At 40.8% G+C, this 23,477-nt stretch carries 14 protein-coding genes and 1 pseudogene; 9 read left to right on the plus strand and 6 right to left on the minus strand.

Going from position 1 to position 23,477, the window contains the following annotated elements; genetic code table 11:
• Window positions 1-215: 215 nt before the first annotated feature.
• Window positions 216-2,480: a polysaccharide lyase family 7 protein gene (locus J3L16_RS14320; RefSeq protein ID WP_207613686.1), complete on the minus strand. Its 2,265-nt coding sequence runs from the start codon at window positions 2,478-2,480 to the stop codon at window positions 216-218.
• Window positions 2,481-2,757: 277 nt separating this feature from the next.
• On the opposite strand from J3L16_RS14320, the gene J3L16_RS14325 reads away from it, so the two are divergent.
• The 6 genes from J3L16_RS14325 to J3L16_RS14350 all read left to right on the plus strand — a co-directional run bounded on the left by J3L16_RS14325 (window position 2,758) and on the right by J3L16_RS14350 (window position 13,528).
• Window positions 2,758-4,629 carry a glycoside hydrolase family 2 TIM barrel-domain containing protein gene (locus tag J3L16_RS14325; protein WP_242698849.1) on the plus strand — a complete coding sequence of 624 codons (1,872 nt, stop codon included), beginning with the start codon at window positions 2,758-2,760 and terminating at the stop codon, window positions 4,627-4,629.
• Between the two features lie 84 nt (window positions 4,630-4,713).
• Entirely contained in the window at window positions 4,714-5,832 is a 1,119-nt protein-coding gene (locus tag J3L16_RS14330; protein ID WP_242698850.1) for a polysaccharide lyase family 7 protein, read from the plus strand.
• Window positions 5,833-6,103: 271 nt separating this feature from the next.
• The gene (locus J3L16_RS14335) at window positions 6,104-9,388 is read left to right on the plus strand and encodes a glycosyl hydrolase (protein ID WP_207613687.1); all 3,285 of its coding nucleotides are present in this window, start codon (window positions 6,104-6,106) and stop codon (window positions 9,386-9,388) included.
• A gap of 67 nt (window positions 9,389-9,455) precedes the next feature.
• A complete protein-coding gene (locus J3L16_RS14340; protein ID WP_207613688.1) occupies window positions 9,456-11,336 on the plus strand; it encodes a TonB-dependent receptor plug domain-containing protein in 1,881 nt (626 codons plus the stop codon).
• Entirely contained in the window at window positions 11,333-11,776 is a 444-nt protein-coding gene (locus tag J3L16_RS14345; protein ID WP_207613689.1) for a group II truncated hemoglobin, read from the plus strand. Before J3L16_RS14340 ends, J3L16_RS14345 begins: the two co-directional genes overlap by 4 nt.
• A gap of 159 nt (window positions 11,777-11,935) precedes the next feature.
• Window positions 11,936-13,528 (plus strand): ABC-F family ATPase, encoded by a 1,593-nt coding sequence (locus J3L16_RS14350; protein WP_207613690.1) that lies wholly within the window; start codon window positions 11,936-11,938, stop codon window positions 13,526-13,528.
• A gap of 70 nt (window positions 13,529-13,598) precedes the next feature.
• Here the strand turns inward: J3L16_RS14350 and J3L16_RS14355 are convergent, their stop codons facing one another.
• Window positions 13,599-14,000, minus strand: coding sequence for a DUF302 domain-containing protein (locus J3L16_RS14355; RefSeq protein ID WP_207613691.1), 402 nt, complete (start codon window positions 13,998-14,000; stop codon window positions 13,599-13,601).
• Between the two features lie 73 nt (window positions 14,001-14,073).
• A complete protein-coding gene (gene leuA / locus J3L16_RS14360) occupies window positions 14,074-15,720 on the minus strand; it encodes a 2-isopropylmalate synthase (protein WP_207613692.1) in 1,647 nt (548 codons plus the stop codon).
• A 144-nt stretch (window positions 15,721-15,864) separates the two neighbouring features.
• Between leuA and J3L16_RS14365 the strand changes: the two genes are divergently transcribed.
• Complete coding sequence (locus J3L16_RS14365; RefSeq protein WP_207613693.1) at window positions 15,865-16,326, plus strand: Lrp/AsnC family transcriptional regulator; 462 nt, start codon at window positions 15,865-15,867, stop codon at window positions 16,324-16,326.
• A gap of 47 nt (window positions 16,327-16,373) precedes the next feature.
• Here J3L16_RS14365 and J3L16_RS14370 read toward each other — a convergent pair whose 3' ends face one another.
• Complete coding sequence (locus tag J3L16_RS14370; protein ID WP_207613694.1) at window positions 16,374-16,844, minus strand: Lrp/AsnC family transcriptional regulator; 471 nt, start codon at window positions 16,842-16,844, stop codon at window positions 16,374-16,376.
• 133 nt (window positions 16,845-16,977) lie between these two features.
• Here J3L16_RS14370 and J3L16_RS14375 point away from each other — a divergent pair, with 133 nt between their 5' ends.
• Both J3L16_RS14375 and J3L16_RS14380 read left to right on the plus strand, forming a co-directional pair.
• Window positions 16,978-17,943: a nucleoside recognition domain-containing protein gene (locus J3L16_RS14375; protein ID WP_207613695.1), complete on the plus strand. Its 966-nt coding sequence runs from the start codon at window positions 16,978-16,980 to the stop codon at window positions 17,941-17,943.
• A gap of 134 nt (window positions 17,944-18,077) precedes the next feature.
• On the plus strand, window positions 18,078-18,917 hold the full coding sequence (locus J3L16_RS14380; RefSeq protein WP_207613696.1) for a glycosyltransferase family 2 protein: 840 nt from the start codon (window positions 18,078-18,080) through the stop codon (window positions 18,915-18,917).
• A 35-nt stretch (window positions 18,918-18,952) separates the two neighbouring features.
• On the opposite strand, the pseudogene J3L16_RS14385 reads toward J3L16_RS14380, so the two are convergent.
• Both J3L16_RS14385 and J3L16_RS14390 read right to left on the minus strand, forming a co-directional pair.
• Window positions 18,953-19,228: pseudogene (locus J3L16_RS14385) on the minus strand (TIGR03643 family protein).
• A 46-nt stretch (window positions 19,229-19,274) separates the two neighbouring features.
• Entirely contained in the window at window positions 19,275-23,447 is a 4,173-nt protein-coding gene (locus tag J3L16_RS14390; RefSeq protein WP_207613697.1) for an EAL domain-containing protein, read from the minus strand.
• Window positions 23,448-23,477: the final 30 nt, after the last annotated feature.

Genomic DNA, 23,477 nt, shown 5'->3' on the forward strand with positions numbered 1-23,477 from the left:
CGGCAGATAATGCATGCTTTTGTTGTTGAGCAAGTGAATAATGAAGAGTTTAAGTTGTTAGTTTGAGGTTTGACTGAGTCTTGGGAAATGACGTACAGATATGAAGGGAAGGCACAATTTTTTGTATCTTCAAGAGAAGAAAACAGCGTGCTAGCAATCAGTGAACCTGCAAGCCCTCTTACATAATGAAAGAGGGCTTTTAGTCTTTTTTTCGTTTACTGCTCTGTGGCAACAGTTGCTTCGGATGTTCTAGAGTCATACACAGATGCACTATTGACACTAGGGTTTAAGTCAATTCCGTTGTCATAACTTTCGAAGTCATCTTCAAACACAAGGTTCGTTCCTTCCGTGTCTGAGTAGATACGTATATCGTCGATAGCGAGTCTTGCTTTAGGAGAAACTTGTGTCGAGTTATCACCGAACCTGAAGGATACAGTTGTTACACCGCCTTCAGGGTCACTCCCAACGGGTGTAAATGGACCTGCAATATCTACTCCGTCGATAGCTACAGTAACCGTAGGAAGAGAACCAGAACTTGTGTTGCCATTTGGATATTCCCACGTCATAACTGCAGTTTGGAAGGTATTGGGCGTAACAGCAGCTATATCAGTGTCAATATTTAAACTAGGAAAGCGGGTTCCAAAGGAATCGTCTCTAACCCGTAAATCGAGAATTGAGTTGTCGTTACGATTTTCAGCATTGTATAAACTGATAAAACCATCGGTATTTCCGGCATCGTCATCGGTGCGAGTGAAACGAACTTCTAGTCGACCTTGTGCAAGAGAGCTAGGCAATGAATAGCGAAGTTCACCAGTGTCGTTTGCATCGGTATCGTTGATATTTGCAAACTGATTGCCGGCTGGGCTACCTAAACTGGGTTGATCGTCGATTGCAGTGTTAACATCATGACTATTTGATACAGCGTAAAACGTTGCTTGATAAAAATCTGAATTCAAGCCGTTGTTTTCATCATCATCTTCGCCTGTATCGTTTTGCGAATAAGCACCTGCTCTGAAGTAATTCCATTCCTCGACTACATCGTAGCCACTGTTTTGCTCAGCCATATCAATGTAGTTATGGCCTATGATAGGTCCATTCAAGTCACCTCGGCGGACGATAACGTCGATTCGAGAGCCCGACTGATCTATTTCGTAAGAGAATATCTCCCCTAATTCGATACCCTGCTGAGGATTGGGGTTAAAGATTGGCTCATTATCTTCGTCAACAATCGGGTGTTCGTCCCCTACTACCACACGCCAAATATCATCTTGGTTGCGGATTTCATGACCAAAGTATATGTAACCACGGTCGTTGTCTGGAAATTTCTTAAAATACAAGCGAATAGGCTCGTCATCTTCGGCGTGAATTTGACCAATGATAAAGCGTCCTACGTGTTGATTAGAGCCTGTTGTTGCTACGTGGTCAACTTTTAAGGTAGCAGTCAAAAGGCCGCCTCGACCGCCAACTTGCCTAGGTGTGTCTGGCTGGTAACCTAAAACCCAGTTGTTTGCGTTTACACCTTGAGTGCTGATACCTGTATTACCGCGGCGCAACATTTCTCTCAGTTCAGAGCGCGTAAATCGTGTATTATCTGAAGTCGTTGCGCCAAACAGCGTTGCTCTGAAAACCATTCCGCCATCATCTGCAGTAAAGAAAAAATCGTCTTCTTCATAGCCATTGTCCAGATCGCGTTCGCTTGTTCGTAGTGCTCTGCCATCATCTGGATCTTCTTCTGGTGTATCTAGAGACCAAGTTAATAAGTCAAAGTTATCCCCAGGAGGAAGAGTCGGGTCTAAACCAAATTGTGCAACATCAATATTTTGTTCTTCTATTGGCGCTACGTCTACATCTAGCGGACATCCAAATACTGAAGCCTCTAATAAGGAGGTGGTGTTGGTCTGGCTGTCACCAAAACTCGTAATTCTAACAAATCGAGCGACTGAATCTTGAACATCAAAGCGCTCAATAGATTCTGTATCTCCGCTAGATGCTTCAGCAGATAATAAAGAAGAATAGCTAATACCGTCTTCAGATATTTCAATGTCAAAAGATGTGATGTTTTCATCACCTTGATACCAAGCGGTACCAATTTCTTTAATTTGATGGCGATAGCCTAAATCAATGGTTAATGCCGCGGGAGAATCCGTTGTCTCCCATCTCGCTTCAGCTGTTAATAAATTGTCTATGGCATTGTCTGCAGTCAAATTCGCTGAGGGCGTAGCATCACTTTGCGCACTGATTAGATTGATATAATCTAAACCTGCGCATGTTGTAACTGATGAGAGTGGCGGGAACAAAGGGCTGGCGACACTATTACCCGGTGTTGGAGTTTCATCAGGCTCTGGATCTTCGACGGGCGCTGGGCCTTCGACTGGTGGAGCTTCTTCAACAACTGAGACTGGCTCAGGATCACTGCCAGATGAGCCTCCACAACCGGAGAGCAACAATACACCTGCGCTTAATACTATTGTTTTATTCATTATTCCGGATACCTCAACAATTCCCGTTAACTTACCAAACTCATATAGGTTAATTATACGTTAAATTAAATCACTAAAAAATTAACGATTTTGTCATACTTAGTCCAAATACGAATAAAGGTGAAAAGGAGTAAATCCGCGTTTATGGCTTTTATTACGTTTGAAGCTGTTGTTTTAATGATAAATGAAACCTGCGAGGCTAAGTTAGCCATGAAAATTTGTAATTTAAAATCGATGTTTGTTATAAATGTGTTACATTTGTTTTTTAACAAAGAACATGGCGAATACCATGATGTTCACTGCTAGATTCAAATTATTTCTTGTATTTTTTCTGATTTTAACTAGTAATTTTGGCGCTAATGTTTTTGCCAAAACCCAGGATATTAACGGATTAGATAGCTTTAACCGTTACAAAATCAGCCTAAACGGGCAATGGCGGTATATCGTTGACCCCTATGAAAATGGATTTTACAACTACCGTTGGCAGAAATTTGATGATCAAGAATACCCGAGTAAAAATGCGTTTTTCACTGATTCAAAAGTAAAGTCAAAGTCTGAATTATTGGAATACGATTTTGATGAAGCATCAACAATCAAAGTCCCTTCTGATTGGAACACACAAGATGAGCGTTTGTACTTTTACGAAGGTACAGTTTGGTATCGAAAGGAATTCAACAAGCCTGAACAAACCGCAGGCGACCGATTGGTTCTGCGTTTTGGCGCCGTTAATTATCGTGCAGACGTTTACCTAAATGGGAAAAAATTAGGTGTACATTTGGGCGGATTTACTCCCTTTTTCTTTGATATAACAGATGCAGTTAAAGCCGGTATTAACTCCCTAGTAGTGAAAGTTGATAATAAGCGTGGTGCAGATGAGGTGCCTACGCTTAATACTGATTGGTGGAACTATGGTGGGATCACTAGAGACGTGGATCTCATTCCCTTACCAAAACAGTTTATTCAGCATTACCAAAGCACATTAGACTCTGTGAAAACAAAGAGTTTTGATGTGAAGGTCAAACTGTCGGGGTCTCAAATTCAAGATACAGACGTTGTTATGGCAATACCTGAATTGAATCTAGTGGTTAAGGCAACTACAGATAAAGAAGGTGTTGCGAGCTTTAATACGAACTTGCCTGAGTTTACTCCTTGGTCGCCGACCAACCCAAAACTTTATGACATTAAATTTTCCACAGAATTTGATGAACTCAAAGACACCATTGGTTTAAGAACAATAGAAACTAAAGACAAAGACATATTGCTCAATGGCGAAAAAATATTCCTCAAAGGTGTATCGCTTCATGAGGAATACGCTGTAGATGGAGGGGGAAGAGTAAAAAATGCAGAACAAGCTCGCTATCTTCTTAACAAAGTAAAAGAACTAAACGCAAATTATGTACGCTTGGCTCATTATCCTCATAGTGAAAGTGCGGTTCGAATAGCAGAAGAACTGGGATTGCTCGTATGGTCTGAAATACCGGTTTATTGGACAATTAATTGGACAAACGAAGCAACCTATAAAAAAGCAGAGCAGCAGTTAACCGAAATGATTGTGCGCGATAGAAACCGCGCAGCGGTTGTTATTTGGTCTATTGCCAATGAAACCCCTGTGACCGAATCTAGAACCGTCTTTTTATCTCGTTTGGCTAAAGAAGCCGAGGGTTTAGATGGCAGTCGTTTAATTAGTGCGGCTATGGAAAAGCACTACGACCAAGAAGATGAAAACTTGGCCATAGTATCTGATCCGTTATCGGATATTGTCGACATTGTTAGTTTCAATCAATATATCGGTTGGTATGAAGGTTTATCAAAAAAATTAGAACGGACTCGCTGGCATATTCCCTACAATAAGCCTGTTATTATTAGTGAGTTTGGCGCGGGTGCAGTACAAGGTATGCACGGTGATAAAACAGAAAGGTGGACGGAAGAGTTTCAAGCAGAGGTGTACGACAAAACCTTTAAAATGTTAGACGCTATTGATGGGTGGTCTGGCGTTTCGCCTTGGATTTTAATGGATTTTCGCAGCCCTAGGCGTATTCACGGAAAATTTCAAAAAGACTTCAACAGAAAAGGGTTAATGTCTCCAGTTGGAGAAAAGAAAAAGGCTTTTGATTCAGTCAAACTTTTCTATAACAAAGTATCAGACTAGTTGTACTCTGCTTGATAGATCTTTATTCTTCACGAATTAAAGTGAAGGATCATCAATTTTCAAGTGAATCAAGAGAAGCTATTTATGTTATTGAAAGAAATTTTGGGCTTATCGTCTAACAAACGATTATTAAGCCTTGCAGGTATTTCTGTAGTTACCGCAATTGCGGGAATGGGGTGTTCAAGCACTGATTCAGATGCAAGTAAAGCAGAGAGTAAAACCACCCTTGTACACCCAGGGCAAGTTATCGATTTATCATATTGGAATATTACATTACCTCAAGATGCCAATAATGATGGCAAGCCAGATCAAATAAAAACCAAAGACATTCAAGCCTACACTCACGATGACTACTTTTATGTCAATGACAGTGGTGAAGTGGTGTTTACCAGCCCTAACGTAGCGGTTACTACGGCAAACTCTAAAAATACGAGAAGCGAACTTAGGCACATGATGCGTGGTTTTGATACCCGTATTAAAACAAAAGCGCCTAAGAATAACTTCGCAATAGCGTCGCATAAAAATGCAGACGCATTTGCACAGATTGGGGGTAAACTAAACGCAACTTTGCATGTTGATCACGTAGCAGTAAACAGCAGCAAGCCTGAGTTAAAACCAACCTATTCTGTTGTTGTTGGTCAAATTCATGCGGGTAAAGATAAAGTCCCTGTAGATGGTTTTGGCTATGGCAATGAACCAATCAAGATTTATTTTAAAAAATACCCTAACCATGAAACCGGTTCTGTATTTTGGAACTATGAACGAAATCTTCCTAAAGAAGATCCAAACCGCACTGATATCGCTTATCCTGTGTGGGGAAATACGTGGGAAAATCCCAATGATCCTAAAGCTGCTGGAATAGCATTAGGTGAAGACTTTAGTTACGAAATTAACGTATACAAAGACACCATGTATTTGACCTTTACTGCTGAAGGAAAAGAAACGATTGAATACGCGGTAAATCTAGCTGATAACGTTGATCCATACGGTAACGTAGATAGCAAGGATCATCCTCAAGGTTATACGGGAGATTGGCATTACTTTAAAGCGGGTGCGTACAACCAATGCAATGGTGGTACGAAGCACGCATTTTGGGGAACCGGTTGTGGTGGAACAGGCGATTGGGAAACTGACTTCAAAAATGGCGACTATACCCAAGTGACTTTTTCTAAAATTGAATTGAGTCAGGGCGAAAAGCGTTAAAACTGACACTATTTAGTATTAAAAGCCCTTTATATTTAAAGGGCTTTTTTGATTCCACCTTCTTTGCAGGTGCTCATTGTGAAATTCGCTCAATATCTGCATTTTTCTGGTTGCGCATCTCCGCTTATTATTTCGTGTGTTCATCGTAACTAAGTTCAAGGCCGAGGCTGAGTGATTTAATTTAGCCTGATTCATGATCTGAATTTTTCATGAACACTGATACCCACGCAGTTTGTGCCATTAAAAAAATAAAAATATCTAGGGGAAAACCATGTTTAACAAAATTAGGCCTGTAGTAATGACTACGGTGCTTTGCGTTACCGTTTTTTGTTCGAATACGTTCGCAGCTAAGAAAGGAGATGAAGAAACATCTACTTTGTCTAGTGCGACATTTAAAGGCTTATCGTTAAGAAATATTGGACCTGCGTTTATGTCAGGTCGTATTGCAGACATTGCCATTGATCCTAACGACGAAAGCGTTTGGTACGTTGGCGCTGGTTCTGGTGGCGTTTGGAAAACAATTAATGCTGGTGTGACGTGGAAGCCGGTATTTGATGACCAAGACGTCTATGCCATCGGTGCTGTTGCTTTGGACCCTCAAAATAGCGCAAACGTTTGGGTAGGAACTGGAGAAAACGTCGGTGGTCGTCACATTAGTTTTGGCGATGGCATTTACTTGAGTAAAGACGGCGGTGGCTCATGGAAAAACATGGGGTTAAAAACCAGCCAACATATTTCAGAAATTATAGTTCATCCGACAAACTCAGATGTTGTTTGGGTTGCAGTTCAAGGCAACCTTTGGGCTGAAGGTGGTGAGCGAGGTTTATACAAAACGACCAATGGCGGTAAAGATTGGGAACGCACATTAGGCGATGACCAATGGACTGGTGTTACCGATCTTATTATTGACCCAAGAGATCCTAACGTATTGTACGCTGCAACATGGCAGCGCCACCGTACTGTTGCTGCTTATTATGGCGGTGGCCCGAATTCAGGTTTACACAAATCAGTAGATGGCGGCGAAACATGGACTAAATTAACCCAAGGCTTACCGAAAGGAGAGTTGGGTAAAATAGGCTTAGCTATTTCGCCAATGCAACCGGATGTAGTCTATGCAGCCATTGAAACTGAACGTCGTACTGGCGCAGTTTACCGTTCGTCTGACCGTGGTGCATCATGGGTTAAAGGTGCTGATGCGGTAGCTGGAGGCACGGGTCCACATTACTACCAAGAGCTTTATGTTAGCCCTCATTATTTCGACCATATCTTTTTGGCTGGTGTGCGTATGCAGCAGTCTCATGATGGCGGTAAAACCTTTACCACAATGAAAGAAGAACATAAGCACTCTGATAACCATGCCATGGAGTTTGTGGGTTCTGATAAAAACTACATGATTGTTGGGTCTGATGGCGGTATTTATGAAAGCTACGACCAGGGTGAAAATTGGCGTTTTGTGAACAATTTACCCATCACTCAATACTATAAAGTTGCGGTCGATGATGACGCGCCGTTTTATAATATTTACGGTGGAACACAAGACAACAATACTCAAGGCGGACCTTCTCGCACGGATAACTCTCACGGTATTTTAAACGCCGATTGGCAAGTGGTGTTATTTGGTGATGGTCATCAGCCAGCAACAGAGCCTGGCAACCCTGATATTGTTTATGCTGAATGGCAACAAGGTAATTTAACGCGTTACGACCGTACCAACGGTGAAATTGTTTATATTCAACCTCAACCTGAAAAAGGTGAAGGTGCCGAACGTTTTAACTGGGATGCACCTATTTTAGTTAGCCCACATAAGCCAAGCAGACTTTACTACGCATCACATCGCGTGTGGCGTTCAGAAGATAGAGGTGATTCATGGACTGCTATATCTGGTGATTTAACTAAGAACTTAGAAAGAATACGTCAACCTATCATGGGTGGACAGCAAAGCTGGGATGGTCCTTGGGATATCTTCGCTATGTCTCAGTTTTCTACTATTACTTCTTTAGCTGAATCGCCAGTTCAAGAAGGGCTTATTTACGCAGGTACAGATGATGGTCACATTCAGGTAACCGATAACGGTGGCCAAAACTGGCGTAAAATTGAAGTCGGTAACTTGCCAAAAGTGCCAGATACTGCCTTTATTAATGACATAAAAGCCGATTTGTTCGATGCCGATACGGTGTATATCTCTTTAGATAATCATAAATACGGTGATTTCACACCTTACTTATTGAAAAGTACTAACCGAGGTAAGTCATGGAAGTCTATCGCGGGTGATTTACCTGACAACCACCTTGTATGGCGCATGGTACAAGATCACGTCGATAAAGACTTATTGTTCGCTGCTACTGAGTTTGGATTGTTCTTTAGCCCGAATAGCGGTCAGAAATGGGTGAAACTAGAAGGTGGTGTACCGACGATTTCATTTCGTGATTTAGCAATACAACGTCGTGAAAATGATCTTGTAGGTGCGAGTTTTGGCCGTGGCTTCTTCATTCTTGATGATTATACTGCGCTGAGAGATGTGTCTGAAAAAGCCCTAGAACAAGAAGCTATCTTATTCCCTACGCGTAAAGCTTGGTGGTATATCGAGCGCGCGCCATTAGGGCGAGGAGCAAAAGGCAACCATGGTGCAACTTTATATGCAGCGCCTAACCCTGAGTTCGGTGCGACCTTTACTTATTACTTAAAAGACGACATTAAGTCACATAAAGCAACACGCCAAGCAAACGAAAAGGCATTAAAGAAAGACGACAAAACAGTGCCGTTTCCTTCTTGGGATGAACTTGAAGTTGAAGCTCGTGAAGTTGCTCCTGTGATTTGGTTTACTATTAAAGATAAGACTGGAAACGTTGTTCGCCGCATGTCAGCAAAAGCTAGCAAAGGGTTTCACCGTGCAACATGGGATTTACGTTGGCCTGCTTTCCAAGCGGTCACTTCTCAAGGTAGAACACCACAGGGAATGATGGTTGCACCGGGTACTTATAGTGTGACAATGAGCAAAGAAGTAGATGGTGTTATTACTGAATTGCAAGCAGCGCAAACCTTTGAGGTTGAACCTTTACGTAAAGCGGGTGCATTAAAAGATGTGAATCCTGCTGAAGTAACAGCGTTCTGGCAAGAGTTGTCTGATACACAGCGAGTGATGACGGCTGTAGATGCGGCCCTAAGTAATGCAGTGAAACACTTGAAGTCGTTGAAAACCGCGATGCATAGAACAACGCAAGCACCTGGAGACTTAGATGCAGACTACGCAGCATTGAGTCAAAAGTTATTCGCATTAGATACTAAATTGAACGGTAACCCTGCGAAAAACCAAGTAGGCGCATGGACTGAACCGGGTATTTATGACCGTTTGAGCCATGTTAACATTGGTACATTCCGTTCTACGTATGGCCCTACTCCAGCTATTCGTAGAAGTTTAGATATCGCGAAAGAAGAAATAACTGAGCTAAGAACATCACTCAATGCCATTTTAACGCAAGATATTCCTGCGTTTGAACAGAAACTTCATAGCGCAGGTGCGCCTTGGGTTCCTGGGCAAGATTTACCTAGCTTATAAAAATAAAGTAACATAATAAAAAATAGCCGCTGCACTTAGGTGTAGCGGCCTAATCACAATCTCTTTAATGAAGCATCAATTAACACATCTTTCTTATTTAGCCTTATTTGTCTCATTTAGTTTATTTGCCAGTGAAGAGGTTGATGAACATATTGTCGTACACGCAGATACACCTTCTTATTTATATCATTTACAAGATACATTACCTGTTTCGACCATTGAAGGAAGCCCGTTAAACAGCTCCTTAAGTATTGCAGAAGCGTTAACTTCAGCGCCAGAAGTGACTTTCAATGGGCAAGGTGGATTACTACAAACCTTGAGTATCCGAGGTCTGTCTCGATGGAGAGTGCAAACCTTAGTGGAAGGTATTCCTATCCACTCAGAAAGACGAGCGGGAAATACCGCTGAATTTATTCCTCCTGGATTACTTGGCCGAGCGTATTTGTTGCCAGGAGCTGCATCGACTCAGTTGGGAAGCGGAGCTTTGGGCGGTGGAATAGATTTACGTTTGGCCTCATCATTTGATACTCAAATCAGCGCTGCATATGGCGTACAACAAGACTATCGAGACATTCAAGTATTAGGTGGAAGCGAAGTTGCCAATGGCGATATACATTGGGGGGCCAGCTATCGCCATGGCAATAACAGCGAAGCAGCTGACAATACGTCGATTTTCGACGGTTTTGAGCAATCAGCAGGATGGGTTAAATACTCATCGACGACTACGCCAATAACAGACGCTCTTTTTTTGGTTTCAACCGCAAATAATGTGGGCAAGGCGAGTAGTGATTTACCCACAGAGCGAGTAACCGAATACCCATCTAACGATCACTGGTTAGCTAAACTAAGGTTTAGTTGGCTAAATGCACAAGTGTATGCCCATGAGTTTTCTCTAGACACCGACGTAGTAAGGCCTGAGCAGCGCCGTAATATTTTGTCTAATTCAGCATTAAGCTGGGGCCTAAACGTGAGCGACTCGGTTTCACTGTTGGGTTTAGACGTGAATTGGAAAGCGGCGTTAGATGCACGTAGTAAAGTAGAAGCCAAAGAACAAGAAATAAGTAACGATGGCCTAGTTGTGTTTGATAGAAGTAACTTAGACGCAAACCAACAAGCCTGGTCAATTTCTGCTGATACCCTATATCAATGGCAAGAAACAGCTATTGCCGGAGGGGTTCGCTTGGAGCACTTGCGTCAACAAGATTCTTCGGCCACACCAAGAAAAGATTCAGATACCAATAGTTCGATTTTCTTAACCGCAAAGCATCAATGGTTATCAAGTTTATCAACCAGCTTTTATTTAAGTAGTGCTTTTAGAGCGCCGGTACTCACCGAACGCTACTTTAATGGCAGTACTCCTCGTGGCGTCACTTTAGGCTCGCCCAGCCTAGAAACAGAACAAGGCAGAAATGCCCAAATTGATATTGATTACCGCAGTGATGTAATAGAGCTAGGATTCAGTGCAGCACGCCAGTGGATCGACAATTACATAGAACGCGTGTCTCTAAGTGATGAGCTACAGCAGTACATTAACGTAGGGAATGTGCAAATAGACAGCGTTAACTATGTTGTCGCAATACCTTTAACTTCAAGGTTTAACGCGCGTTTCAGCGGCCAGTGGTTATGGGGTGAAGACGATGAAGGTTTAGCCATTAACGACGTTAGCCCCCACGAGCACAATGTACGCTTAAGTTATCAAGGCCAAAATATTGAAACCTGGCTAAACACCACCTACCGACAACGCCACCGTAGACCAGGAACAAGCGAATTGCCCATAGGCAGCGCGGTTTACTTGCAGCTAGGATTAAGCGCGGCTGTGTCTGATTCACTATCAATTAATATTCAAGTGAACAACCTGACAAACAGAACCTACGCCGTGAGCACTGATGACTTGTCGCCTTTAGCTAGAGGCAGAGACATACAAATTAACGGGACGTACGTATTTTGAATTTAACTCCTACTGAATACGGAACAGGGGATGCAACCTATAACGCCGCTGGTGGCGAAGATGGTATTCGTCGTTTAGTGAATTGCTTTTATGACGAAATGAGAGACAACCCTGATTATCAGCGTATTTGGGGCTGGCACCCCGAAGACAAAACGACTGACAATGGCAGCAAAGCCTTGTCGCGAGATAAACTAGCAAGCTTTCTGTGTGGCTGGATGGGCGGACCTAAACGGTACCAAGAAAAGTATGGGGGAATTAATATTCCACATGCTCATAAACACTTATCAATTACTGACGTCGAGCGAGATATGTGGTTGAGCTGCATGAGCTTTGCACTGTCACAACAAGGCTATCCAGAAGCATTTCAGAAATACCTTATTGAACAACTTTCACGGCCTGCCCAAATGGTTACTAATACATGCGCAGCAAATTATAAGTAGTTAAATAATATCAGAATGGTTATTCTTATAATTAATAATTGGTTTGATAACGGTTAAACCTTGTATATTTAGTAGACTGGCGAGCCTTAATTCTATATATTCGCGCCTCTTTTTCTGCGTTCATTCGCTTTTTGTTTTTACTTACTCCGGAATACACTTGTGATCACGACTGCCAACATAACAATGCAATTTGGTTCAGAGCCTTTATTTGAAAATATTTCTGCTAAATTCGGCAATGGCAACCGCTATGGTCTGATTGGGGCGAATGGGTGTGGTAAATCTACATTCATGAAAATACTCAGTGGCAAACTTACGCCAAGTGCCGGAAACGTATCATTGGCACCTGATACCAAGCTGGGCATCTTGAATCAAGACCAGTTCGCGTTTGAAGACATGTCAGTGGTTGACGCCGTGATCATGGGCGACCGTGAGTTATGGGACGTAAAGCAGCGTCGTGATGAAATTTACAGCAAAGCTGATATGACCGAAGAAGAAGGCATGGAAGTAGCCGAGCTAGAAGTTAAATTTGCAGAAATGGATGGCTATACCGCAGAGTCTCGTGCAGGTGATATTTTGATTTCTGCTGGAATTGAAGAAAGCTATCATTTTGGTCTCATGCGAGAAGTTGCTCCAGGACGAAAAGTTAGGGTGCTGTTGGCCCAAGCCTTGTTTGCTGACCCAGATATACTGCTACTTGATGAACCTACCAACAACTTGGATATCTACACCATACATTGGTTGGCGGAAGAGCTAAACAAGCGTAAATCCACCATGATTATTATTTCTCATGACAGACACTTTTTGAATTCTGTGTGTACTCATATGGCGGATATTGATTACGGCGAGTTACGTATTTATCCGGGTAATTATGATGCGTTTAGTGAGGCTGCTGCTGCGGTGCAAGAACAGCTTCACAATGAAAATGCGAAAAAAGCCACAGAAATACAAGAATTACAGAGCTTTGTAGCGCGCTTCTCTGCTAATGCTTCAAAAGCAAAGCAAGCGACCTCAAGAGCGAAACGCCTAGAAAAAATTGAATTGAATGACATTAAAGCGTCTAGTCGTCGCAAGCCTTTTATTCAGTTTAAGCAGCATAAAAAACTGCATCGTTTAGCCCTAACGCTAGAAGATTTAGGCCATAGTTATACTAACACACCGTTATTTTCCAACGGTAACTTGTTGTTAGAAGCGGGCGCAAAGCTGGCGATTATTGGTGAAAATGGCGCGGGTAAAACCACCTTATTGAAATGCCTAATTGACGAAGTTAAGGCTAATGAAGGTACAGTAAAATGGGCTGAAAATGCGGTAGCGGGTTATATTCCTCAAGACAGTTCAGCAGACTTTGCTGCAGACATTAATATGTTTGATTGGATGTCGCAATGGCGTCAACCAAAGCACGACGACTTACAAGTAAAAGCTATGTTAGGGCGCTTACTGTTTAGTGCTGACGACTTTAAGAAAAAGGTCGGAGTGTGTTCTGGGGGTGAAAAAAACCGCCTCTTGTTTGGTAAGTTAATGCTGCAAGATATCAATGTTTTAGTGTTGGATGAACCCACTAACCATTTAGATATGGAATCAATTGAAGCGTTAAATCAAGGGATAATGAATTTTGAAGGTACAGTGATTTTTGTGAGTCACGATCTCGAATTTATTACCTCGTTGGCAACGCAAATTATTGAAATAACAGATAACAAAATTAATCACTTCGAAGGTGGTTACGAAGAGTTCCAAGCTCACTTAGAAGCCCACTAAGAGTATAAATTCGATAAAAGGCCTGTTTTCGATATTGTATCGGACTCAGGCCTTTTTTATTTGGGCAAATTTACACTACAGCAGACACTATTTTGGCCAACGCGTTCTGCATCATAGTAATGGCTTTGTGTTCGCTATCAACATTGTGCCGCAGAGCTAACTCACTAGGTGTGTTGTAGCTTACGAAAGTCTCATTATTTTCACTGCTGTGAATTAAAACCTTTAGCGGTAAATCAAGGGCAAACAAGCTGTTTTCTTGCATAAGAGGCGTGCCACCTTGAGGTTTACCGAATATAACTAAACGGCTGGGCAGCAAAGATAAATCTACGCTTGCGGCGGCTGCCGAATGATCAACATCGGCAATGGTTTTAAACCCTAATTCATCTATTTGCGCTTTTATTGTATTTACAGTGTCGTTAAAACTAAGTGTACTTTTAGTCTGGGTGACACCCTTTGAGCGTTCGGTTTGCATTGAGTTTAACTCCTCGGTTTTCATTGTGTAGTATGAAGACCGAGGAAGAACACAAAAAGTAACGGATTTTTACTTACTCAAATGCCACTGCGTTTAAAATCGCACTGAGTATTGCACCTAAAATGTCTTGGCTTTTACCGGCACCACACACCCGTTTTTGATCAATACTAATTTGCACATAGGCCATAGCTTCAGCACTTTCGTCAGTGCCTAGGGTATGTTCGTTGTAATTAATGATAACGAAGGGCTTTCCGGTATGAGCGCTCATTGCCGAAACAAAGGCTTCTAACACACCACTGCCTTTACCTGATAAATGATGCTCCTTACCGTTTTCTACTAACACTGCGCTTAGCACATCAATGCCGTCTTCTCGTTTAACTTCGTATTTGATAAGCGATCGGCTTTGATTGGCATTGAGGTAGGTTTTGTTGAATAACGCGAAAATTTGTTCAGCATTCACTTCAGCTTCAGTACGCTCGGCTTCTTTTTGTACCACAGGACTGAAATCTATTTGTAACCATCTGGGCATTTTAATGCCGTGCTCTTGTTCAAGCACATAGGTAACCCCCCCTTTGCCTGATTGAGAGTTGATGCGAATGACTTCTTGATAATTTCGACCCACGTCTCTTGGGTCGATAGGCAAATATGCTACGTCCCACATGTCACCGTCATTCTGATTGGCTAAACATTTATTAATGGCGTCTTGGTGGCTACCAGAAAACGCTGCGAAAACTAATTCTCCAGCATAGGGATGGCGAGGGTGCACCGGCAAGGCCGTACATTTTTCAACAACATTAATAATTTTGTCCATGGCTGAAAAGTCTAGCTCTGGGTCAACACCTCGGCTGTAGTAATTCATTCCCATGGTAACGATATCCATATTACCTGTGCGCTCTCCATTGCCTAACAAGGTACCTTCAACTCTATCTGCGCCGGCTAATATTCCTAACTCTGATGCAGCGACACCGCATCCTCTATCGTTATGGGTATGCAGACTCACAATAATGGAGTCACGTTTTTTAACGTTGTCGCAGAACCACTCAATTTGATCGGCATACACATTGGGCGGAGCAACTTCGACTGTTGCGGGTAAATTGATAATGACTTTGTTGTCTGGGGTTGCTTGCCATACATCAATTACCGCATCGCAGACATCAATGGCATAGTCTATTTCTGTGCCAGTAAAGCTTTCTGGAGAATATTGGAACTGCCATTGAGTTTCAGGTTGTCTAGCCGCAAATTCTTTCACCCAAGCAGCACCTTCTACTGCGATGTGTTTTATTTCTTCTTTCGACTTTTTAAACACTTGCTCTCTTTGCGTCGTCGATGTGGAGTTATAAACGTGAACAATAGCTTTTTTTACCCCTTTTAGTGCCTCATAGGTACGGACAATAAGCTCTTTACGGGCCTGCGTAAGTACTTGAATGGTCACATCGTCTGGAATGCGATTTTCAGTAATAAGCTTGCGAACAAAATCGAAGTCGGGTTGAGATGCAGCGGGGAAGCCTACTTCAATATGTTTAAAGCCAACATCAATCAGCATATCAAACATGTCCATTTTTTGCTCTGGCGTCATGGGGTCGATTAAAGCTTGGTTACCGTCGCGAAGATCAACACTACACCACATAGGTGCTTTTTCTAGAGTGCGATTGGGCCAACGACGATCTGGTTTATTTAAGGTGACAATCTTAGGGTACTTAGTGTGATCAAAGCGCTGCATTGTACTTGCTCAATAGGAATAACGATTAAAGATATATGCTAGAAATTATATCTATTTCCTTTGAGTTAAAGTAACTAAAATAAGTGTTATTTTTTATTTTTGTAGTTATTATCACTATTATATTTATAGTTTTTAGTGATATATGTGGATTTAGATCAAAAAGACAAACAGATCCTTAACGAGCTTCAAATTAATGCTCGTATTAGTAATTTGGAATTGGCAGAGAAAGTGAATTTATCGCCTACGCCTTGTGCTCGAAGGGTTAAGCAACTTGAAGAAGCGGGAATTATTCAAACTCATGTCACTTTGTTGAACCGAGAATTGCTAGGTTTGAATCTGATGGCCATGATTGGGGTGACTATGGATCAGCATACCGCTGACCGTTTTGAAAAATTTGAAGAAGCTGCAAATGCATTGCCCGAAGTCATGGAATGTTATGTGGTTACAGGGCAAGATTCAGATTTCCTTATCAAAGTTTTAGTAAGAGACATGCGTCATTACGAAGAATTCCTACTAAAACGCCTGACTAAAATTGAAGGGGTAAATGGCGTTCATACGAGCTTTGTTCTAAGGCAGCCTATTCATAAGCACCAACTACCAATTTAATAGCTCAGCCCTTTATAAGTAAGTGTTTTAATGAAGAATAGTTATTCTTAATCGGCTAGCAATCCCTCTTGACACAAGTCGAATTTGGTCCGGCGCAAGCTGATTAAGGTTGTGAATTTTTTCATATTGGAATGAGAATATAGTACCCGTTTGCAGAAGTGTTCATATTCAAACATATCCGCTACATTGACTATCAATACAAAGTCTACTTCTCCTGTCACTTTGTAGCACTGTTTGACTTCTGGCGATTCATTTATGGCATTAATAAAAACATTGGAAAGTGCCAAATCGTCATTTTTCATGTAGATTTCCACCACCATATTTAAGCGTTTTCCTATGGCTGTGGATGACACTACTGCGACCACTCGCTCTATGATCCCTTCAGATTTGAGTTTTTTCACACGTTTCAAGCAAGCAGGGGCAGATAAACCGACTTTTTCAGCTAGTGCAATATTGGTTTGATCAGCATTGCGCTGAAGCTCAGTCAATATTCGAATATCTAAAGTTTGTAACTTCATTAATAAAGTTTCTTATTTTTACTATTAAAGAAACTATAGTTTCTTTAAGGAGTGATTAAAACCATTAATTAGTTCGTTGTCTTGTTAATCTTCTCATTAGTTTTTAACCACCACTGTCCTGTTAGGAAACGAGATGTTTAACACCATATACCACGCAACACGTGATTGGGCTTTTGACGTATTAAATATTTTTTGGGGACTAGTAAAAATAATGGTTCCCATATTGATTGTCGTTAAATTTGTTGAAGAATTAGGTTGGATAGTGCTTTTGGGCGAAGGGATTAGTCCGATTATGTCTTGGGTTGGTTTACCCGGTGAAATGGGCCTTGTGTGGGTAACTGCAATAACAGGCAATTTGTACGCTGGAATGGCGTTGTTTTATCAATTTAACACGGTTGAACAATTAACTGTGGCCCAAGTCAGTATTTTGTCTTCTATGATGCTAATAGCGCATGGGCTTCCAATAGAAGCCGCTGTTGCTAAAGCCGTAGGGGTGAGTCTTAGGTTTACACTTTTACTGCGAGTCGGCGGTGCATTATTGTTTGGAGTGATTTTACACCTAAGTTATCAATTTTTTGATGTATTGCAGACCCCGGTTAGTGTCTACTGGGTGCCAGAGCATAGCAATGGTGGGTGGTTAAGCTGGCTGATAGTACAAGTGAAAACACTGGTTGCAGCACTGTGCATTATTGCTTTATTGACGCTGCTATTGCGTGGTATTCGACACATTGGTTTAGAGAAGTTTATTCACTTTTTGTTATCGCCTCTATTGCGTTTATTGGGTATTGGAAGCAAAGCATCTAACATCATCGTTATCGGGTTTTTATTAGGTTTGACTTTCGGAGGTAGCTTATTAATAAAAGAAGAAAAAGACGGAGAAATGACGCGCAAGGACATCTTTTTAATCATGGCTTTCTTAGGGCTTTCCCATAGCATTATTGAAGACACACTACTTATGTTACTGCTTGGTGCGGATTTGCTTACCATTTTATGGATACGGTTAATATTTGCATTTATTGTAGTTGCTGCGCTAGCAAGGGGCATGGATTGGCTAATGCAAAGTAGATTTGCATATCGTTTGAAAAATAAAAGAATATAAGTTCTTTTATGTGTTTCACTCAATTATGTAGTCCACAGCACATGACTAAAAAATGAGACCCTAAGTGATGATTTTGTAACCTTAGTGAAATGTTTAAAGATTAGAGTGAGTTATCCGTAATGTGAGAAATTACAATGAAAACAAGCGTAATTTTTACAACTTATAATTCACCTGTTTGGTTGGAAAAGGTTCTTTGGGGCTTTTTTGAGCAAACACATAAAGACTTCGAAATTGTCATTGCCGATGATGGTTCTGGTGATGAAACACGTCAACTTATTGAAAATATTAAAAAACAAGTACCTGTAGAAATAAAGCACATTTGGCAACAAGATGATGGGTTTCAAAAGTGCCGCATACTCAACAAAGCAATAATGGCTTCTGAGGGAGATTATCTCATTTTCACGGATGGAGATTGTATTCCTAGAGCTGATTTCGTGGAACAGCACTTAAGGTTGTCGGAACCCAATGGTTATTTGTCCGGTGGCTACTTCAAATTACTTATGTCTATTAGTGAAACTATTCAACAAGAAGATATTATTTCTCAGCGCGCTTTTGATGTGGAATGGCTTGTTTCGAATGGGCTAAAGAAAACACATAAAACCATGAAGTTAACAGCTTCTGGTGTGTGGGCTAATTTTTTGAACAACATAAGTCCTGCTCGGCCTACTTGGAATGGTCACAACGCCTCTTGCTACAAGAAGCACATACTTGCGGTTAATGGCTTTGAAGAATCAATGCAATACGGTGGTCAAGACTGTGAGTTTGGAGACAGGCTAGTGCATTACGGATTAAAGCCAAAATGCATTCGATATTCAGCTGTATGTGTGCATTTAGATCACAAGCGGAGTTATGTTACACCTGAAATGCTGCAAAACAGTGAGGCTATTCGCCTGAATACTAAGAATAACAAATCGATTCAGGCGAAAGTTGGAATAGCGCAGTGGACGAGTGAAAAAGAATCGGTCTCCATCTAATAAAATAGTGACTCATCGTTTTAATTGATATTTCGTTATTTACTGGTTCGGTGTTTATATTGAGTTTTACAATGACTGCGTATTACACCTAGAGGGCGCAATTGTAGGTGTTTAGTTTTACGGCCCCTCATTCTTTTGCGCTACACTCGAAATGCACCTGGGTTAATTTCGTGGCGCATAAGTTCGGTAACCTGATTCAGGTTTAGATTATACAAATTTTCTATAGCTTCAAATGGGGTACGATCTTCCCATGCCATTTCAACAATTCGAGATTTGTCTGTGGCAGAGAGTGTTTTAAATTTTGTTTTCATCAGTACTACGTTGTTCCTGATTTTTTAGATCTCCGAATAAATCCGGTTACTGTTTGTGAACAAAAGATGAAAACTCCTCATAAGGAATAGGTTTTGAAAAGTAGAACCCTTGTATAAGCCTAATTCCAAGACGTTTAACCGCTTCAAGTTCAGTTTCAATTTCTACGCCTTCGGCGATGATGTCTAGATTTAAGATGTCAGATACTTCTTTTACCGACTTCATAATGACCGAGCTCACTGCATCGTCTGCCAAAGTTCTAACGAAAGATTTGTCTATTTTAATTGTATCGATAGGTAATTCTTTTAGGTATGAAAGTGAACTCATTCCTCGACCGAAATCATCTAGCGCTATTTTGCAGCCAACCTCTTTTACTTTTTCCATGAAGGGTATGGCTTTAACGTATTGTCCCATCGCCGCAGTCTCGGTCATTTCAATACAAAAACGATCTGGTGGTGTTTTGCACTCTTTAAGTAAATTCGCTAATGTAGTTACGTATTCCACGCTGCTTAGTGTTGCTCCAGATACATTGAGATGAATTTTAGGTATTGTTATAGCGTGTCGGGCTTTTAGTTCATTGAGTTTTTTGAAGGTGTGTTTTAATACCCACAGATCGATTTTGTCAATGAGACCATAGCGTTCTGCTGTGGGTAAAAATTTAGCAGGTAATAAAAATTCTGAATTCACGGGGTCGTACATGCGTACCAAAACTTCCCAATGTGAACCGTTTGGTTGTTCAGTATCAATTATTTCTTGGAAGTAAAGGCGTAAATGGTCGTTGTCTATACCTTCGGCAATACGTGAAATGGTGTTCATTTCATTTCGTTTTTCTTCTAGCTCCCGATTATTATGGCTGTGTATTTGAATGCAGTTGCGACCATTATCTTTCGCCATATAACAGGTAGAATCAGCGTCTCGAAGCACATCAGATACAGTTTCACACATGCTATCTATCTCAACAACGCCAATACTAACACCTACTCTAAATAGCTGTTCATCTCGGTAAAACTTGTAATCTGAAATTGCTCGTTGAAGTTTTAATGCGATTGATTCTGCTTCAAGCAGTGGGCACTTTTCAAGCAAAATGGCAAATTCATCACCACCAAGGCGGGCGAGTGTATCTCTTGAGCGAAGCTGAGTAGCCATAAGCTGTGATATTTGCTGTAGTAAAATATCTCCAGCTTCATGTCCGCAGGTATCATTGACTATTTTGAATTGATCCAAATCCATGTAAAGTAGTGTTGAATTCAAGTGATTTCTTTTGGCCGTTAAAATAGCCGCGTCAATGCGGCTTTCCATTTCTTTTCTATTGATAAGGCCAGTTAATGGGTCGTGTGTACTGTTCCACATTAGGGATTTCATTTGTTTAGTTTTGTCTGTCACATTTCTAAATGCAACCACACCACCGCCACCAAGATTGCTGTCATTATTTTTTAATGGAGAGAATGAAATTTCTATAAATATATCCACACCACGGCGGGTTTTTAACGTGAGTCCAGTTTCTGTATTTCTAAAACTATTGTTGGAGTCGATTGATGCTTGCAATTGTTTATCGAGGATTATTTCATTATTTTCATTGAAAAGTTTCAGCACTCGATTAATAGGCTGCCCTTTCATTTCATCACTTGACCAACCCGTTAGTGTTGTACTTATGGGGTTTGAGTATTGCACGCATAAGTTTCGGTCAATTCTGATAACACCATCCATTATGGTTTCTAGCGTCATTTGTGCTAAATATTGTTCTCTAGTTATTTTGTCTCTGGCTTTTTTAATGTCATTAGTATTATAAAAAACAACTGTGTAGCCTGAGAATTGATTCTCTTCATTGACATAAGGTGATACTTGGCAGTCGTAATAACAATTTTCAATTAATACCTCTTTAATTACGGCGGTCTGCTTTTCTTTTACTGCGATAAAAAGAGGCTTTAAGTCCTTTACTGAATATTCACTTTCTAAAGCAAAGAACAGATCGTCTAACTCTATATTGTATGTGTTAAATATTTCATTAAATTTTGTTGTGAAACGTTGAATTCGATAATTTAAATTCACTAATACAATTGGGATTTGAGTGGATTCTTGAATATTATTTAGGTCAGTTGTTAGCCGTTTATACAATTGCGACTGATGAGTATATTCTTCATTTACAGTAATGAGTTCTTCGTTAGTTGATTGCAGTTCCTCATTGACGGTTTGCAACTCTTCATTGGTACTTTGAAATTCCTCATTTGCCGATTGCAATTCTTGATTATAAAGTTGCAATTGTTCGTTGCTTGATTCAAGCTCTTCTATTACAACCTGCAAACTTTCTCTTGTTTCAGAGAGTTCCGAGTCAAGCTCCTGTAATAAGTTGTGTGGCGACTCAGGTGACAGGACGTTATTGGCCTCTTGTAAAATATAGTGAAGACTCAGAACCCTCCATTTAGTCAGTTCATCGCTTAGTGGCCTAACTTCTATTCTAAATTTGTTTCCATTTTTGTCTTGATGCACCTGACTTTGTTGATGAGTATTATTTTGTTTTGATTTGAATATCAGAGCACGTATTTCTGGCCTGAATTCAGGGTTTATTTGGTTGTAAATTCCGGGTTCGACAAAACCAGTAGTCAATGAAAAGATAGATGAACAATCATCATGGGTGAAGACAAGATGCTCATTTTCGTCTATCACAATAATTGGAATAGAAAAGCTTTCAAAAAGCTGCTTGTATACGGTTAGCTTTTTTTCTAGTGCGGCTTTACTTGGGCTGATAGGTTGTATTATTTTTCTTTCAAGCCCGCCATGGATACTAATACGCCGCGCAGCATTTTCGCTTCGCCTATAAAGTTTGAATTCACTGTCGATTTCTTCAAAAAGTGTACTATTGTTACATGCTTCGGCTAAGCCTAGGAACAGTAACCCGTTGTCATTTAGCGCGTAGGAAAATGTTTCAAAGAGCTGTTTTTGCGCGGTGGTGTCAAAGTAAATAAGTAGATTTCTGCATGATATGAGATCCAGTTTTGAAAACGCAGGATCTGCTAAAATGTCATGAGAAGCAAAAATAACTTGTTCGCGTATTTCTTTTTTTACTGTGTATTTTTTGCCAGTAATATCAAAATACCTCTCAGGCCATTCTTTCGGTATGTGTGTGACTTTATCTATGTTGTATACGGCATTTCTGGCTGACGTTAATGCAGATTGTGACAAATCACTAGCAATAATTTTGTATGGAACATATTGTTTATTTTTCTTATTAATATCTTCGATGATCATGGCAAATGTATAAACTTCTTCGCCCGTCGCACAGCCGGGAATCCATATCCTAAACTCCTCACCGGATGACTTTTTTTCTATGTGTTCCGAGACTTCCTTTGCTAGCCGATTAAAAGCAGGGGCATCGCGATAAAACTCACTGACAATGACAAAAATGCTATTGTAGAGAGCCCAAGCTTCTGCATCATCAGCTTCTAGTAATTTTCTGTAACTGCCGACACTTGCTATGTTAAGCATTGCCATACGTCGGCCTATACGCCTTTCTATACTTGTCGTTCTATATTGTGTGAAATTTACTTTCGTCTTGAGCGATAAAACTTGAAGTAATTTAGTTAAATCAGACACATTTTTTTTTGCAAACTTAGCAGGAGAAATTGAATCTTCAACGACTCTTTGTAAGCAGGTACCAATTTCTTCAATAGTTCCACAAAAATCGACAACGTTTGTTTTTAAACAGTTGCTAGGCATGCTGGTATATTGAGAGCAATCAGGAGATTGAACAATAACCGTTCCTCCGTTGCCATTTATCTCTATCGCTCCTTTTGAACCATCATTGCCATTACCAGATAAAACGATGCCAATGGCGTTTTTCTTGAAATCAGTGGCAATTGAGGAAAAGAGTTTATCTATTGACGGTTTCGATCCTGATTTTATTGATGGCGCTGATATCAGGAGCTTTTGATTTTTGATTTCTACATGAGAATTTGGGCTAGGGAGATAGAGTTTTCCTGCTTCAAGGGTATCTCCGTTTTTTACTGCGACAACATCTAAGTTAGAATTGTAGCGAGGAAGAATTTCATCTAAATGGCTTACATGTGAAGGAGACAAGTGCATTGCAACAATGTAACAGACTTTGTTATGAGGCAATGCGGAAAGAAGATCGCATAGGGGTTTGAGTCCGCCTGCTGATGCTCCAATAGCAATACAAATCAAGTTTTTAGTTTCAGGCGTAGCTATATCTTTATGATCAATCATTAGAATGGTTCATTCTATATAGTCCCTTAT

Source organism: Alteromonas sp. 5E99-2 (genome assembly GCF_017368475.1).
In the GTDB taxonomy this organism is placed as follows: domain Bacteria; phylum Pseudomonadota; class Gammaproteobacteria; order Enterobacterales; family Alteromonadaceae; genus Alteromonas_F.

Coding starts and splice junctions, on each gene's coding strand:
- J3L16_RS14335 (WP_207613687.1), top strand. CDS start 6,104: ATGTTTAACAAAATTAGGCCTGTAGTAATGACTACGGTGCTTTGCGTT.
- J3L16_RS14375 (WP_207613695.1), top strand. CDS start 16,978: ATGTTTAACACCATATACCACGCAACACGTGATTGGGCTTTTGACGTA.
- J3L16_RS14325 (WP_242698849.1), top strand. CDS start 2,758: ATGGCGAATACCATGATGTTCACTGCTAGATTCAAATTATTTCTTGTA.
- J3L16_RS14370 (WP_207613694.1), bottom strand. CDS start 16,844: ATGAAGTTACAAACTTTAGATATTCGAATATTGACTGAGCTTCAGCGC.
- J3L16_RS14355 (WP_207613691.1), bottom strand. CDS start 14,000: ATGCAAACCGAACGCTCAAAGGGTGTCACCCAGACTAAAAGTACACTT.
- leuA (WP_207613692.1), bottom strand. CDS start 15,720: ATGCAGCGCTTTGATCACACTAAGTACCCTAAGATTGTCACCTTAAAT.
- J3L16_RS14320 (WP_207613686.1), bottom strand. CDS start 2,480: ATGAATAAAACAATAGTATTAAGCGCAGGTGTATTGTTGCTCTCCGGT.
- J3L16_RS14380 (WP_207613696.1), top strand. CDS start 18,078: ATGAAAACAAGCGTAATTTTTACAACTTATAATTCACCTGTTTGGTTG.
- J3L16_RS14340 (WP_207613688.1), top strand. CDS start 9,456: ATGAAGCATCAATTAACACATCTTTCTTATTTAGCCTTATTTGTCTCA.
- J3L16_RS14330 (WP_242698850.1), top strand. CDS start 4,714: ATGTTATTGAAAGAAATTTTGGGCTTATCGTCTAACAAACGATTATTA.
- J3L16_RS14390 (WP_207613697.1), bottom strand. CDS start 23,447: ATGATTGATCATAAAGATATAGCTACGCCTGAAACTAAAAACTTGATT.